This window comes from Methanobrevibacter sp., assembly GCF_017410345.1.
Taxonomy (GTDB): Archaea; Methanobacteriota; Methanobacteria; order Methanobacteriales; family Methanobacteriaceae; genus Methanobrevibacter.
Map to the genome: position 1 here is coordinate 24275 of NZ_JAFQQZ010000033.1, position 16929 is coordinate 41203.

The 16929-nt window shown below is 29.2% G+C and carries 14 protein-coding genes; 11 read left to right on the plus strand and 3 right to left on the minus strand.

Annotation, left to right across the window (positions count from 1 at the left end):
* Positions 1-405 precede the first annotated feature (405 nt).
* Positions 406-1788, plus strand: a complete 1383-nt coding sequence (locus IJE13_RS04425) for an MFS transporter (protein ID WP_292777520.1) — start codon at positions 406-408, stop codon at positions 1786-1788.
* Between the two features lie 139 nt (positions 1789-1927).
* The gene (locus IJE13_RS04430) at positions 1928-2242 is read left to right on the plus strand and encodes a hypothetical protein (protein ID WP_292777521.1); all 315 of its coding nucleotides are present in this window, start codon (positions 1928-1930) and stop codon (positions 2240-2242) included.
* 37 nt (positions 2243-2279) lie between these two features.
* Here the strand turns inward: IJE13_RS04430 and IJE13_RS04435 are convergent, their stop codons facing one another.
* Genes IJE13_RS04435 through IJE13_RS04445 form a run of 3 tightly spaced genes read right to left on the minus strand, consistent with a single transcriptional unit; the run spans position 2280 to position 3409 of the window.
* Positions 2280-2618: a hypothetical protein gene (locus tag IJE13_RS04435; protein WP_292777522.1), complete on the minus strand. Its 339-nt coding sequence runs from the start codon at positions 2616-2618 to the stop codon at positions 2280-2282.
* 21 nt (positions 2619-2639) lie between these two features.
* The gene (locus IJE13_RS04440) at positions 2640-2975 is read right to left on the minus strand and encodes a hypothetical protein (RefSeq protein ID WP_292777523.1); all 336 of its coding nucleotides are present in this window, start codon (positions 2973-2975) and stop codon (positions 2640-2642) included.
* Between the two features lie 14 nt (positions 2976-2989).
* Positions 2990-3409, minus strand: coding sequence for a hypothetical protein (locus IJE13_RS04445; RefSeq protein ID WP_292777524.1), 420 nt, complete (start codon positions 3407-3409; stop codon positions 2990-2992).
* Positions 3410-3821: 412 nt separating this feature from the next.
* Between IJE13_RS04445 and IJE13_RS04450 the strand changes: the two genes are divergently transcribed.
* From IJE13_RS04450 to IJE13_RS04490, 9 genes are all read left to right on the plus strand, one after another.
* Complete coding sequence (locus IJE13_RS04450; protein ID WP_292777525.1) at positions 3822-5111, plus strand: TIGR02710 family CRISPR-associated CARF protein; 1290 nt, start codon at positions 3822-3824, stop codon at positions 5109-5111.
* Between the two features lie 528 nt (positions 5112-5639).
* On the plus strand, positions 5640-6599 hold the full coding sequence (locus IJE13_RS04455) for an AAA family ATPase (RefSeq protein WP_292777526.1): 960 nt from the start codon (positions 5640-5642) through the stop codon (positions 6597-6599).
* Positions 6592-7323 (plus strand): hypothetical protein, encoded by a 732-nt coding sequence (locus IJE13_RS04460; protein ID WP_292777527.1) that lies wholly within the window; start codon positions 6592-6594, stop codon positions 7321-7323. Before IJE13_RS04455 ends, IJE13_RS04460 begins: the two co-directional genes overlap by 8 nt.
* 159 nt (positions 7324-7482) lie before the next feature.
* Positions 7483-7683, plus strand: a complete 201-nt coding sequence (locus IJE13_RS04465) for a histone (protein WP_292777529.1) — start codon at positions 7483-7485, stop codon at positions 7681-7683.
* Between the two features lie 526 nt (positions 7684-8209).
* Entirely contained in the window at positions 8210-9400 is a 1191-nt protein-coding gene (locus IJE13_RS04470; RefSeq protein ID WP_292777532.1) for an ATP-binding protein, read from the plus strand.
* Between the two features lie 485 nt (positions 9401-9885).
* Positions 9886-10758 carry a hypothetical protein gene (locus IJE13_RS04475; RefSeq protein ID WP_292777534.1) on the plus strand — a complete coding sequence of 291 codons (873 nt, stop codon included), beginning with the start codon at positions 9886-9888 and terminating at the stop codon, positions 10756-10758.
* Between the two features lie 47 nt (positions 10759-10805).
* Entirely contained in the window at positions 10806-14168 is a 3363-nt protein-coding gene (locus IJE13_RS04480) for a hypothetical protein (protein WP_292777536.1), read from the plus strand.
* A gap of 351 nt (positions 14169-14519) precedes the next feature.
* Positions 14520-15992: an N-6 DNA methylase gene (locus IJE13_RS04485; RefSeq protein WP_292777538.1), complete on the plus strand. Its 1473-nt coding sequence runs from the start codon at positions 14520-14522 to the stop codon at positions 15990-15992.
* Positions 15989-16906 carry a BsuBI/PstI family type II restriction endonuclease gene (locus IJE13_RS04490; protein WP_292777540.1) on the plus strand — a complete coding sequence of 306 codons (918 nt, stop codon included), beginning with the start codon at positions 15989-15991 and terminating at the stop codon, positions 16904-16906. The genes IJE13_RS04485 and IJE13_RS04490 overlap by 4 nt, the downstream gene beginning before the upstream one ends.
* The last annotated feature ends 23 nt before the right edge of the window (positions 16907-16929 follow it).

The window sequence follows — 16929 nt, forward strand, 5'->3', positions numbered from 1 at the left end:
GAAACAAAATGAGAATTTGCTGAAAGGATATTATGTTTTTTAAGTTAATAAGTATGTCATTACTTATTTTCTCTCCTTAATGCATTTTAGAAAAGGTTATAATGATTTGCAGACATAAAAGTTTATTTAAATCTTAAAAATCACTACAATCCAAATATTATTTAATAAATATTCTAAATCACAAAACATTATAATAGCAATCTCTTCTGCAAATTATTATAATCTCCCAGCTTTTCCGGGCCTTCGGCCCGCAAAACCTGGACCAAAACTTTTTCCACTATTTTTGAGTAACTAATTTTTTACAAATTTTACTATTTTCCAATCAATAATCTTTCTAAAAATTATATAAAAACTTATATTAAATCTAGATTATAATTAATAATATCCAATGAATAAGGTGTTTTTGTGGGTATTGTAAATAGATTAGGATTGGAAAAATCAGCCATTCTGCTTGCTGCAGTCGTTTCATTCGTCACTGCATTCCTGGCAAACATTTCAGTGGCATTGCCTCTGATTGCCCGTGAACTTGCAATGAGCAATATAGTCCAGAATTGGGTGGCCACCATATTTCTACTTGCAATTGCCGCATTGTCAATACCTTTAGGAAAGCTTACAAGCAAATATGGACTAAAAAGATCATTGCTAATTGGAATAATCGTTACCATAATAGGTGTGATCATTTCCTGTTTCTCATTTTCAAGCGAATTGTTACTGTTTTCAAGGGTTGTTCAGGGCATAGGGACAGCATTCATCAATGTTGCCTCAATGGCATTAATCGTTTCTGCAGTGCCTCCAGAGACCCGTGGACAGGCTTTGGGACTAAATATTGCAGGAGTCTATATAGGACTATCCTCTGCACCTGTCATAGGGGGAATCGTCATCTATTACCTTGGATGGCAGAGCATATTCTATGTGATGTTGCCTTTCCTTATCTTTTCAGCTTATCTATGCTACAGCCTTGAAGATGAATGGACAATGTATGATGGGTCAATCGATAAGATAGGATCAATCATATATATGCTTGGAATTCTATTATTTGTCTATGGATTTACAGTAATTATTACAGATTTGGGTAAGATATTATTATTGATTGGTTTGGCCTTGCTGATTTGCTTCGCGTATATTGAATTGAGGATCAATAATCCTGTATTTGAAGTGAGATTGTTTAAGAATGCAAGGTTCTTCTCTTCAAATTTAGCATCCTTGATTAGTTATCTTGCAACTTTTGTCATTACCTATATAGTAACCTATCATTTTCAATACATTATGGGCCTAAACTCCCAGATATCAGGACTCTTACTTATAGTGACCCCAGTGATGATGGCGATATTGGCACCGATATCAGGCAGAATATCAGACAGAATAGATCCTCAAAAGCTGGCAGCAATCGGTATGGGATTCGTAACCGTGGCAATCCTGATTCTATGCTTCCTGAATGAGTCAACCCCATTGTATGTCATCATAATTGCAATGTTCCTGCAGGGAATAGGATATGGAATGTTTTCAACCCCAAATACCAATGCGATCATGAGTTCAGTTCCAAAAGAGGAGACAGGAACCGCTTCAGCATCTCTAGCAGCCATGAGAGTCATCGGCCAGACATTAAGCATAGGTCTTTTGACAGTTATCTTTGCTTACATTATGGGAAGTGTGCCTATAATTCCTGAATATTATCCATTGCTTATGGAAAGCTCAAGGATTTCCTGTATCATTTCAGCTATTTTATGTGTGATTGCCGTTTGCGCCTCTTTAGTTGGCTTAAGGTCTGATGTTGAATACGAGACCTAAGCATATTTTACTTTTTTTTTAATTTTTCATTAGTGGATTTAATTCTTTTTTTAATTTTCAATCATAATTTTTCCATAAATGGTTTAATATAGCAAACCTTTATAAGCAACGGAATTTATAGTATTGTTCCGGTGATATAATGATTGAAAAAAGCGTAAACATAAAAAAACTAGAAGCACCAAGAGCTGCACCAAAGAAAGCACCAAAAAGAGCACCAAGAAGGAGACCTAAACCAAATGTAAGCCCAATCATGGCGGCTTATTTCCTAGGCTATCTCCAGTCACAGAACGGTGAAAAGATAGCAGAGGATCTTGAGGAAGTTGAAAAGCTCTACATAGGAACCTGCCTCTCTATGGGAATAGGTCCTGTGGAAGACATCTCCGAGCTATTTCAAGCTTTATTTGGCTTAGGGCAGGAGGAAGATGATGACAAGCCTCTTCAGTACTATGCTTAAATAATCCCTTTTTTTCTTTTTTTTAATTTTAAAAGATTCAATCCCTTAATAAAATATAACTGTCAAGGTAAAAGTCATATAGATTGTTCTTTTTTGAAAAAATCATCATATGTTTATCAATTTTTTCTATCTCTTTTTCATAATGCTCTTTTGAAAAACCGTTTGAATGTTTTATGATGAATTCCTTTTCACGATATGAACCATCATAGGATATAATGACTGATACTCTTCCCAATCCTTTTGCTACAGTCATTTTTTCAATTTCTTCTTTAAATCTAAAAATGTTCTTTCTTTCTTCATCGCTCATTGTTTTATAGATTTCTGGTGAGGGGTAATCTTTTACAAGGGTATTGTCTTCATTAATTAGTTTGTACATTTTATCACTGAGCATTTTAAGTTAATCATATATTATGTATACAAAATTATAAAATTTCACTAAATTGTTTATTCTACAAAATTCTCGCATATGCTTCCTGATTTTGTCTATTATCTTTTCACGTTCCTCAAAATTCATCTTCCTTGTATTTTTTATTCTAAAGACTTTCTCAATTATGTCACTATCATAAGTTACGCTTACAGTTATTTTTCCCAAACCTTCCTTTTCTGTTAGTTTATCAATCTCATTTTTGAATAGAAATATGAATTCCTTCTCATCATCATCCAGTAGGCCATATAAAAAACTTGAGGCATGTTCTGTTACTAGGCTATTGTCTTCATTAATAATTTTATACATATCTCATTCTCTCTTTAATTGAATTTTAATTCATCAAAAATTACATTCATATATTCTATTGATTCATCTAAATCATTTTTAGTTAAGGGATCAGATAGTTTATAATCCGCTTTTTTACGTAAGTCATGCAAATCTTTTAATTTTCTGCTGGCTTTGATTTTGTTATGATCTTTTAAAGCATTTCTAACCTGTTGATGTTCGCTTACATATTTTTCTCCCTTTTCTTCAAATTCCCATTTTTGCTTTGGCTTAAACTTTTCTGTTTCTTCCAACCATAATAAGGCATATGAATAGGCACTATAATAAGCTCTATTAATCACTGTTCCATTTACGGCACGGGATTCTATTTCTGGTCTTATAAAATATTCTTTGTTATAATTTAACAATATTGTAAATTTAAATAATTGACATTGGGGATATAATTCGATATTCATCTTATCACTTCAGTATATCAGATCTCTTTCACCAATAAACCAAATTCAATAATTAAATTCACCCTAATAATTACTTATTTCTTTAAAAAAGAAAGTATATAAATATATCGATTTTTTAATTGAATATTTTTACTTTAAATCAATTTTACAGAATGATTAGAATTTTTTATTAGATATAGTAAACTATATTTAACTTGTTAAATTATAACGAAACAATTAAATCATATTTAATCAAATAAATTGATTTGAATCGAGAAAATCATAATGAAATTGTAACAATATTCTCATTAATATATGGGCACTTGTTACAAATTCATTAGATAATTATAAATAATCTTAAGAATAGACTTATGTGTATTAATATAAATAAAAAAATTATTATTACTATTATTTCATTTATTGCAGTGGTATCATGAGAAGAAAGATAAAGACTCTGTTTATGACAGTTGGAACCGGAGTGAATCCGGATTCAGACATAGAAGGATATAGGAGATTGGCAAAAGGACTTTACAATTCAATAGACAAGATCTCTCCGGATTACATTGTCTTCTTCGCATCAGAAAAGTCAAAGACTACAATAGAGTACCTTAGGGAACTCTTTGAAGATGATGACGATGTGTTCATAGAGGGAGAGGACTATGAGATTGCCATATTGGAGGATATCGATGACTTCAACAGCTGCTTTGAAAGCTTTGAGGCCAAGGTATGGAAATTTGACATATTGTCTGAAGACAGGCATGAGATAATCATGGACTATACCTCCGGAACAAAGACAATGTCCTCAGCGATGGCATGCTGCGGAATGTTCTATTCCAAGAATCTCATCACAACAAGCGGAGACAGGGAGAAAGGATTTGTCTCCCTTGGAACAGAGACAATCAAGTACCAGAATCTATATAAGGTCTATGACAAGTTCTCATTGATGAGAGTCAGGAACTACTTCAATGCAAACAGATTCTACACTGCAAGTGAGATATTGGAGAACATCGTTGATGAGAAGGTCCATAAGGATGACCTATTGAACCTTGTGAATGCATATTATGCCTGGGACAACATGGACTTTGAAGTTGCATATGGCTATCTCACCAAGGTCAATCTCAATTGCCTGGAAGTATCAGAAATCAAGGATGACATCAAGGTCAACCTTAAGGCATTGGGGGCAATAGTGAAATCCCCACACGAGAATTTGAAGAACTGCTATATCCTTGCAAGCCTCATCAACAATTCAATAAGAAGGGCTGACGAGTATAAGTATGATGATGCCATCGCCAGATTATATAGGGCCTTTGAACTGATTGCACAGATTCGATTGAACAAATATAGGCTGAACAGTTCAGACATTGATGTTGATCTGCTACTTGAGAAAAATGTAAGTCCAGAATTTGTCGATTCATTGGAGAAGACAAGGGAAGACGGCAAGATAAAGATTGGACTGATCAAGGATTATGAAGTTCTCTCTGAACTTGACGATGACTTGGGCAAATACTTTGCAGAGAACAGAAAGAAGATCAACAACATTACCATAAAGAGAAACAATTCCATCTTGGCCCATGGTCTGGAATCTTTGGACAAGGACGATTTCGATGAGTTTGAGGAGCTTGTGGAAAATCTTGCACGAAAGTTGGACAAGGACATGGGCAAGTTCCTGGAGCAGACCAAGTTCGCCAAGTTTGACCTGAAGATAAAGATGAATAAGATTTAGTTTTTTTTTAAAAAAAGAAAAAGAATTATTAGATATAATTAACTATATCTAATTCTAATGGCTCCTTTTTCTTTTTTATTAGTTTTTTTAGTTAATTTTATATATTGGGATTCACAAATTAGTATTAAAGGGTAGGGGATTTACCCCCTACTTTTCTTGCATAAATCGTAAAACAGCAAATAATGCTGTAATTACAAGGCTTATGCAGGATATAATACTAACTGCTTCACCCATAGTATCACCCCCTATATAATGCATATTACTCTAATTTTTTAAGCTATTCTCTAACTTAAATTTAAATTAAAGCCACATACATAATTCATAATATTGTCTTATTTTTTATTTAAAGTTTTCTATATGCTTTATTTTCTTTATAAATAGTTTTATATAGTTAATTTTTTATTTTAATTATAATATTGCTTTTATTTTGTTATTAGATTGATTTTAAATTGAAAAATTATAATCGTTTCGTAAAAAGATTTCAATAGATTTAAATTTTTAAAAAACATAGTAGTAATGAGGGATATCATGTCTAATTTCAAGTTCAAGATCAGGAATGTAGGTTCAATCAGCCAGGCTGATATGGATATAGGAAGAATCAATGTCATAGGCGGGAAGAACTGCACAGGAAAGTCAACCACAAGCAATCTGCTCTACTGTTTCCTAAGAGCGATCTCATCAAAGAACGATTCCACAATGAAGGAACTCCTTGATTCGGAATTTGATATAAAAGGACCTCAGGATAATAAGGATTATGCCTGTCTCTACTCAGATGATTTCAGCTACTCCATTGACTTCAGGAATTTTGAATTTGAAAGGAAAGGAAATCTTGACATAAACAAGGTGTTCTACTTTGACTCATTCTCCCTTTTTGACAATAAGACAGGTGGAACCTATTTCCTTGAGCATGTGAAAAGCCTGGAAGAGGCCTTGGAAATCGATGGATCATTTAATGACAGGGATGACCTTGAAGTTGAAAAGCTCATCAAGGAAATACTTGGAGGAGAGATTAAAAAAGAGGACGGGGAGCTTTACTTCATTAGGGATGGCTACAGAAGCCATATGAAGAACACATCCTCAGGAGTGAAGCAGGTTGCTATCATCCAGACACTTCTCATGAACAATGAACTGGAAGAGAACTCGTTCCTCATCATGGATGAGCCTGAAGTCAACCTTCACCCTGAATGGCAGATCAAGTTCGCTAAGATATTGGTTCTTTTGGTCAAGGAATTGGACTTGAGCATTTATATCGCTTCACATAGCCCATTCTTCATAGAAGCCATTGAACTCTATTCGCAATTGTATGACTTGATTGATGAGAGCTATTTCTATCTGACCCAAAAGGCGGATTCCAAGTTTGATGTGGTTAAAATAGATTCCAATAACTTGGAGGAGATCTACAGAAACCTTGGCCAGCCTTATGATATCCTGGATGAGGTCAAGATGGAGCTGTTGTTTAAAAAGTTGGACAGTGATGGCGATGAATGACATTGAAAAGTTTGATGAGTTCCTGTCTTCATTCACTGATTATTATTTGCCTGTATCAGAGATATCAATGCCATGCGCATATCACGATAAGGATTGTCCTTCAATTAAACAGAAGGAATGCACAAGCAAAAGCAAGGTTCCGTTGGTAGATAGTGATTTCATGATGTATTCCTTTGACGATATTATAAGGCATGTTAAAACCATAGATATTTGTAATCTACCATCTACAGTAGATGGGTTATATTTGGATAAAAAGAGAAAAATTCTATATTTCATAGAGTTCAAGGGAGTTCAGATAGACAAGTCAAGCAAGCGTGCTGAGCTTCAGCAGTTATTGTATAATCTCAATAAGGACAATAAGTGTTATGAGAAGTATTATGAAAGGCTGAAAAGAGTATATAATATGTATGCCGATGAGGTCTCATATAAGTTGAGATTGAAGCCATTTGAGACTCTGGATCTGGCCTTGCCTAATGTCTATGAGGATTATTGCAATGAGAATGGGGTTACTGATAGGTTGGATATACGTGATTTCCTGTCTTCGGTGAGGAAGGTCTATATTGTGGTGGCAATCTGCGATAAGAGGAATCCTACTGCAGATAGGGCAGGGTCCTATAGGTTCTTGTTAAGGAAGCCATTTGATAGGTTACGTGACCTTGGACTCTTTGAGATGGTTGAGATAATGGATCATAATGAGTTCAAGTTCTTTTTGGAGAGGATTTGAATAATTTTACTTTTTTTTAAATAATTTCAACTTAATTTTTAATAAAAATCTTGAAATATACCTCTCCTTTCTCAATACCTAATATAAGTACTTTTACCAATACTTTTATATATAACTAATGAAAAAGATAATATTAATTAGGAGTATGGAGGTGAAAATATGAGTGAAATTCCAGTAGCACCAGTCGTACGTATCTTAAAAGACGCAGGTGCAGAAAGAATCAGTGATGATGCTAAGAAAGCATTTGCTGACGCAGTTGAAGCTGCAGCTGAAGAATTAGCTAAAAAAGTTATCAAGGCAGCTGAACACGCAGGCAGAAAAACCGTCACTGTAGATGACATCAAGTTCATCTGTGAATAAGCCTATTGTAAAGGTTTAGTCTAAAATTATTTTAAAATTTTTAATTTTTTTCTATTTTTTCTTTTGTTTATTTATTTGTTTTAGTTCTGTGTTTTCTTTTTTTAACAATTTTTATTAGGTTTTATTAGTGGGGCTATTTGGATAAAGGAATCCCACTGCAGATAGGGTAGAATCCTATAGGTTCTTGTTACGTAAGCCATTTGATATGTTACGTGATTTGGATTGTTTGAAAATGGTTGGGATAATGGATCATAAGGAGTTCAAGTTCCTCTAGGCAGGATTTAATTTTTTTAATCTTTTCTTAAGTTTTTAATTGGAATTTATTAATAATTTTTTTAGTTTTATTTTTATTTCTTTGTATATGTAATGTGTTTTAGATACTTTTTATATTGTATTTTTTTTACATTATGTAATGTATTTTAGATATTTTTGTAATTTATCTTTTTTGCATTATGTAATGTGTTTTAGATACTTTTAAATATTTATAAAAATAAAATATAATTAATCAATAAAAAGAGGTTTTATAATGGATGTAATACCCTGGGGATTAAATGCTGATTTAACTGATGATCAATTTTTTAATAGAGAAAGGGATATAATTTTTTTAACTAAACTACTAGATTCTACAAAGGATGAAATTCCTCCTGCATTATTATTGACTGGAATCAGAGGTGTTGGAAAGACAGCTCTTTTAAATAAACTTAAGAATGACTTAAAAAAAGATTATTTAATCATTTATCTGGATTTATCCTCTTCAAACAATTATCAAGAAGATAAATTAAGTCGCATGGCATTCATGCAATTATTCTATAAGAGAATTATAGAGTCCTGTAAGGAATATGGATTAAAAACCATAGATAAACAAATAGAAAGCTGGTTTAAGACTCATAATATCTCTTTAAAAAACATATTTAATGTAGATGGGGTTCCGGTACCTATTGTTGGCTTTGAGGAGGATTATACTAAATTGGCTGATTTTGTAATGAATTTGCCTAGAAAAATCTATGAAAAATATTCTGATGAAATGGATGGAATCCTGATTTTCATAGATGAATTTCAGTTAATAAAAGATTTGGATGATGAAACAAATGGTTTCTTATGGTATTTAAGAAGCTTTATCCAAACAGAGAAAAACGTTTCCTATACTTTTACTGGAAGCATGAGCATGGAAGATAGTCTTCTGGGAGAGATAAATGGTGCAAAAGGAGCATTTGGTGGCAGAATGCTTACATATCAAATAGAACCGTTTTCATATGAAACCACAAAAAGATACTTGATTGAAAGAGCAGGCCATTTGGAATTTAGTGAAGAGGGATTTGAAAGATTCTATAAATGCACTAGAGGCATTCCATTTTATATAAACACATTCGTAAGATTTTTAATGCCTGGTGAAATATTGGATAAGGAAAGGGTTTCTGAAGAATTTGCTAATGTTTTGCCATTTTTAGCAATTAATCTTATTAATGATTGGAAGAACTTAAGCAAGCAAGAGCAGAAGATTATCACCACATTATTGGATGAGCCATTAAGAAGGGTGGATATTGCTAAGAAGTTAGATGTAACCAGTGGAGGAATAGGTGGATCTTTGAATAATCTATTGAATAATGGATTAATAAAGTATGAAAAGTCACGTTATCTTGTTTCTGACAATATTTTAATAGCATGGTTAAAAGGGGAATATGATAAGAAAGGAGTTTATCCTTATAGGGATTTTTAAAAATTAAATTTATCATTCAAATAAGATTATATCTAGTTTTATGGACAATTTAATATGATTATCTTATTAGAGCTATTTATTCCAGTACAAATATCATGCCTAATTTATAACAGGTTTTACCCTACAATTAAACACAAGATTGTATCTCAAAAGTTAGAATCCTCTTGTAGTAGCATTTTCATTATGCATTCCTTTAAAGATATTTATTACTTGTTGATAGTGTTTGCATTCTAGCATTTGGGATATAGTGAAATAACTTGAATTAGGAAAGATATTTTGAAGGTTTTTAAATCATTTTTTTAGAAAAAGATATCCTAATCTATGGAAATAGTAAAATAGACTAGAGAAGAGTTTCTATAAAGAAGGTTATTCAAAAAGAAATAAAATAATTCGGTAATGGAAATAAACATCTCTTTCGAAATAAAGATATATATTTTTATATTATATTAAAAATAAATTATTTATATAAATGTATAGAGGTCATTATGAATATAACATTTTTTAAAAACAGAAGTAATTTTGATGAAGAAACTTTTATAAATTTTTTAATAGAGAATTATGGATTTATTAAGCAAGAAAATAATCATCCAACTGTAATAAATTTTTTAAAGATGGATAAAGTAACAATAACAACTTATAACTCAAAAATTTTATTCCAATCTGATGATAGCAAATCTTCCTTTGATCTTGTTAATTCATTATACAATCTTAATTGTTTAGATATGGATGATACTAATTTATCTAAGTTTAAAGATTTTCAAAGAAAATTTAAAAACACACTTAATCATAATTCTTTATATTGCAAGGATTGTTCTGAAAAATCAAACTATTTAATTAATTTAGATGTGTCTGAAAATTCCTTAAGCTTTATTTTTAATAATTGTCATCATGAAATTGAAATGAATTCTCAGTTATTGATGGTTAATAATCGCATATTGCCTGATTTAAGTGTATTACAAGCTAGAACTTTATCAAAATGCATATATTTAGGATATTTTAAAAATTTTGAAATTGTTATTCCATCATTTCTATTAGATGTTGTTGATAAACTTTCTTCAAAAAATGGTAAAAAAGGCATTTCTAAAGAAATTGATACCTTAAGAAGTTATGAAAATAAGTATGGTTTCTCAATATATAATTGCCATTATGAAAATCATATTTTTAATAAAGAGATTCTAGAAGATCAGGAAGATAATATTATTTTAAAATTGGCTCATATGACTAATTCTATTTTATTTACTCAAGATAACATTTTAAAATCTAAAGCCATTGTTCAAAAAAGACCCACATTATATTTAGATTCTGAGCAGTCTAAGAATCTTAAAAAAGTAATAGAAAATGAATCTAGTCAAATTTAAGAAATTTTTAACATGAATAATTAGAGATTTATATAATTGGTGATAATATGGAAGATTTAAATAATTCTCAAGAGATTGATGATGCTAATTTGGAAAATATTAATGAAAATTCAGATAATCTTTCATCAATAAATATAGAGGAAACTTTTAAAACTTTAAAAATTAGAGATTTAAAAGATCTATTAAAAAACGCATATAAAAAATTTAAATCTTACACTTATTATAACCAATATAGTGCTATTGATAGATTAAAACTTTCTGATTTTGAATTTAAAAATTTTTGTAAAAGTGATAAATTCGAAATTGATGAAGAAAGATTAGATCAATTTTTTGAAGAATTAGCTGAAAAAGTTATAAGTAATAATCTAAAGGAGTTTATTGATGAAGTTGATGTAATTTCTTTGCCTAAAAAAATGCAAGAGAATAAAGAATCTGATTTTAATATTTTTACTAATTTTTTACCAGACAATTTTTCTGTGGATAAAATTCATTATTTTTTAGATTTGCCTATTGAAGGTCATATTTTAGGTGTTCTATGGATATTGAGATGTGGCTATATTTTAGATGATAAATTATATAAAAATTGTTATAGTAATAGGATTAACAATAAGATTTTAAATAAATTTAAAAATGATCAAAAGGATTGCAGTACATTTTTATTTTACCCTTATTTTAGAAATTATGAATCTTGGAGAGATAATGGGCTCGATGAAGTTACAAACATATTAAATAAAGAACAAAATGCCATAATGATTTCATTAGATATTAAAGATTATTATTATGCCTCCAGAATTAATTTTAACGATTTAAAAAAGGATATGGAAAAGGCTAAGGACAAATTAGAAAATAATAAATTTAATGAACCTATGCCTCAAGATAATTGGGACGATATTGATGATATTTTGAATTGTTTTGTTGAACATGTTTTTGAAGCATATCATGAAAAATTTTCATTTAATTTTTCTAATAATTCTATAGCTGAGGATTCTGGGTATATGATTCCTTTAGGATTTTTACCATCTTTGATTATTGCAAATTGGAATCTTCAAGGTTTTGATCAAGCTATTCTTGAAAATGTACATCCTAATTATTATGGCCGTTATGTTGATGATATTTTAATCGTGCTTCCTTCTCATGAAAAAAGTGATACTCATGGAAATCAATTTATTGAAGATTTATCATTAGAGGACATTATAATAAAATTTTTAACACCTTATAATGATCCAAAAAATTCCATACTTAAAAAAAGAGATGAAAATAAGAAGGATGTGTCTTATGGTATAGAAAATTTACCTATTTGTTCATTAGGCTCTGAAGATAAATATTATTGTTATGATTATTTGGAGATTCAAGAAGATAAATTTAAAGTTTTTTTATTTAATTATAAAGAATCTCAAGCAATGATTAAAAAGTTTAAAAAAGAAATTGCTATTAATACAAGTGAGTTTAAATTATTACATGGTGTTAAATCCACATTTGAAAATTTAGAATATGATTTATATAGGATGGATTATGAAGAATCTATAAATAAATTAAAAGATGTGAATAATTTTAGATTGAATAAATTTGAAGCTTCCAAAATACTATCTAGCTTAATAGATTCTTCTAAATATTCTGAGGATATTGATAAAAAAGAAATTACTAAAGAAATTTTGAGTGCTTTTTATAATGATGCATTGAGTTACATTAATCTATGGGAAAAGATATTTGGTTATTTATATATTAATAATGAAATTTCATCTTTAGAAAAATTAATAAAACATATAGAATTTCTTATAGATAAGATTCAGATTAATTCAGATCTTGACTTTAATAAATCATTTTTTGAATTAAATGATTCTTCGGATAAAAATATTGAAATTAATAATTTAAAAAAGTCTTTAAATTTATTTTTATATTCTTCAATTGTTAGAGTTTTATCCTTAAAATTTGAAAAAAACTCTACTAATATATTATATAAACCTATAAATAATTTAGCGTACAATACAGGTAATGCATATCCATCAAATTCAAAAAATTATGATATGCTCTCTGAAGAATTTAATAATAAGATTTCTAAATTGGAACCAAAATATTTATTTACTTCAATGGAATTTTTATTTTCATCATTACAAAACAATAATCTGATGAGATTCCCAATTTTAGATATTCATAACCTTCTTAATGAAAAAATTTTAAAAAATTATATGAATGGGGAGTCAAATGTTTTAGAGAGTTATAATTTAGTTAAACCAGATCGTGATGAAGATTATGGTTTATTTAATGGATACTTTTATCCTCGCTATGTAAAATTCTATGAATGTATTTTAAATCAAATTAATTCTGAAATATTTAAAAAAGAAAATAATTCTGATGTAAACTCTCCTTATTTAGATGAATCTCATTTCAATTCTAATGAAGAAAATAATTATGATATTAAATATATTTTAGATGAATCTTATAGTAATTACAAAAAGATAAATTCCAAATCAAATAATTCAAATAATAAAGATTATATTGTTGAGCCTTTTTCACCTGAAAATATTGAATATGGTAAAAATTATGAAATTTCAATATCGTCTGAAGAAAAGAAAGACAAAGTTAAAGTTGGTCTAATTAATACTAAATTAAATTATCAAGATAATATTAATAGGATTAAAAATAAACCTAACTTAAGCTATAAAAGGTTTGATAAAATAAAGAATATTATTAATGAAGCCATTAATAAAAAAGTTGAATTTTTAGTGATGCCAGAATTATATGTGCCTTATGAATGGATTGATAAAATAGTTGAGGTTTCACGCAATCATCAGATGGTTATAATTTTCGGTTTAGAATATATTGTTCAGGAAGATTTAGTTAAAAATTATTTAATGGTTAGTTTACCTTATACATCTCACAATGGTTTTAAAAGCAGTATTTTAACTTATAGATTAAAAAATCATTATGCTCCTAGTGAAATAAATACAATTGAAGATTTGAATAAGAAATGCAAGATGAATGACTTAAAAAATCAAAATTATATTTTATATAATTGGAAGGGTATTTCATTTGTACCTTATTGCTGTTATGAGATAGCAGATATCACAGCTAGAAGTTTATTTAAGAATCATTGTCATATTGTAACAATTTCTGAATTTAATAAAGATACAAAATATTTTGAAAATATTTGTGAATCTCTTTCTCGTGATTTATACTGTTATTGCATTAGTTCCAATACTTCAAAATATGGTGGAACTTCAATTATCCAACCTTCTTCTTCTGAAGATAAATACATTATTCGGCTTAAAGGTGGAGAAAATGATTATATTGTAACTCATGACCTAAATATTTCTGATTTGCAAGATAAAAGTTTAAGATCTTATTCTGCAGATTATTCTGATACTCATTTTAAACCACAACCTCCTGGTTTGAAAAAGGAGTTTAAATGATTTAAAGGTGTTTTATTATATTAATAAAAGAAGTTTAAAAGACTACTCGGTGCAAATAGGAAAAATTTCATAGTTTTAAGCATATTTTATCAACAACTAAATATTTCTTAGTATTTAAAAAATCTAAAAATAAGAATAAGGAATTAACAGTATATTAAATTGTAGTTTTATACTATTAAAGAAAATTTGAATAGATATATAGATAAAATTTATTATCTATTTTTATTTTTTAATAGATGTGGGTGTTCTTTAATTCTTTTAGATAATTAATTAAGCACTAATTTATAAAAGAGAAAAACAATAAATATGATTTGAATAATGAAAATAATAGATTAATTAAGGTGATTTCGGGTGTTAAATTTTGTATCAGATGAAACTAATTCATTTCTTAATTCTATTTCTAAAGAAGATAGGAAAAAAATAGGCCAATTCTTTACAGATGTTGATGTGGCAAAGTTTATGGCCCAATTATATGTTCCTACTAAAAAACATTTAGATATTTTAGATCCGGGAGCAGGTTCAGGCATACTCTCTGCTGCCATTATCTCAGAATTGGAAAATACTGATGTTGAATCAATAAATTTAACTTTATATGAAAATGATTCTCGCATCTTACCTTTACTTCAGAATAATTTAAAATTCATCTCAGAAAACACATCTAAAGATTTAAAATATGAAATCATTGAAGAAAATTATATACTTAACAATTCATTCAGCATTGAATCTCAAGAGTTTTGCAAGAAAGAGTATGATCTTGTCATTGCCAATCCACCTTATTTTAAGATATCAAGAAAAGCACCAGAAGCTCAATTGATGGAATCGATATGTTATGGAGCGCCAAATATCTATTTCTTATTCATGGCTATGTCCTTACATCACTTATCAAAAGATTCAGAAATGGTATTCATTGTTCCTAGAAGTTGGACTTCAGGAGCTTACTTTAAAAAATTTAGGGAATATCTCTTAAGTGCTGGAAAAATTAAACAAATTCATCTGTTTGTCAGTAGAGATAATGTTTTCAATAAGCAGAATGTATTGCAGGAAACAATAATTATTCATGTAATCAAATCTAAAAAGCCTTTGGAATCTATAAAGATTTCTTCATCATCCAATAATGATTTTAGTGATATTGATGAATTTGAAGTCCCTTATAATTTAGCTATTTCCAATGATGAAAATCATTTTGTTTATTTGCCTACTAACAAAGAGGAAGTAAAAGTTTTAAATGACGTTCATAAATTTGATAGTTCTTTTTTAACAGAAGAAATAAAATTACGGACTGGTTTAACAGTAGATTTTCGAAATAATGACTATCTGGAAGAGAAATCAAATAAAAATAATGTTCCTTTATTTTATCCTTTCCATTTCAACAATAATTTTATCAATTTTCCTGTAGAGCATGATAAAAAACAATATGTTAATATGGCTAAAAAAGGATTAATTCAAGAAAATAAAGACTATTTGTTTCTTAAAAGGTTTACTTCAAAGGAAGAAAAAAGAAGATTGCAACCAGCCATATATCTTAAAGAAGATTTTTCAAATTATGATTATATTTCTACTGAAAATAAAATAAATTTTATAGAGTCCACAAATGATGATGACTTATCAAAAGAGCAGATTTATGGGTTATTTGTAATTTTCAATTCAACATTATATGATAAATATTATAGGATATTAAATGGAAGTACACAAGTCAATGCTAATGAAATCAATTCATTGAATATTCCTTCTAGAAGTAGTTTAGAAAAATTAGGGAGTATTTTAATTAATAAAAATGATTATTCTGTTAAATCTTGTGATGAAATTTTGGAGAGTATATTATGAGTAAAATAGATGAAGCTAAATCAATTTTAAAAGATTTGGAAGTACCTGATAGTCAACAATCAGATATATGTGTATATACATTTTTGTCTTTACTGTCTGTTTCAGAAGATACTGAGTGGGAAGAGTCAACCAATGAATGGATAAGAATTCATGATGTAATTCAATTCATAAAGAATAATTATGGAGTGGAATATGCTGAAAACAGTAGAGAAACTATTAGAAAGAGAGCAATGCACCCTTTTAGAGATGCAGCTTTCATTGAAGATAATGGTAAACCTACTAACTCTCCAAATTATAGGTATAGAATCACTGATGAATTATTAGAAGTTGTTGTTAGTTATAATACTGCAAATTGGGATTCTGCTTTAAGTTCATTTAAGTCAAATCATGAAACCTTAATCGATATTTATTCATCTAAGAAACGGATGAGGAAAATGCCTGTAAAGATTAATGGACAAGATTTAACCTTTTCACCAGGGGCACATAATCTACTTCAAAAATTAATCATTGAAGAGTTTGCTCCAAGATTTGCTCCACATTCAGAATGTTTGTATGTAGGGGATACCACTAAAAAAGATTTGATAAAGAACACTGAAAAATTACAGGAACTGGGATTTGAAATCAGTTTGCATGATAAAATGCCTGATGTCGTATTGTATTCAGAAGAGAATGATTGGATTTACTTTGTTGAAGCTGTAACAAGTGTAGGACCTATGAGTCAAAAGAGAGTGAATGAAATTAATAAGATGACTGAAGAAGTTGAATCAGGGAAAATTTTTGTGACTGCTTTTTTAAATATGGATGATTTTAAAAAGTTCTCTGAAGAGATTGCATGGGAAACTGAGATATGGGTGGCTAGTTTTCCTGATCATATGATTCATATGAATGGAGATAAATTCCTAGGGCCAAGGTAATGATTTTTTATATTTTTATTTTC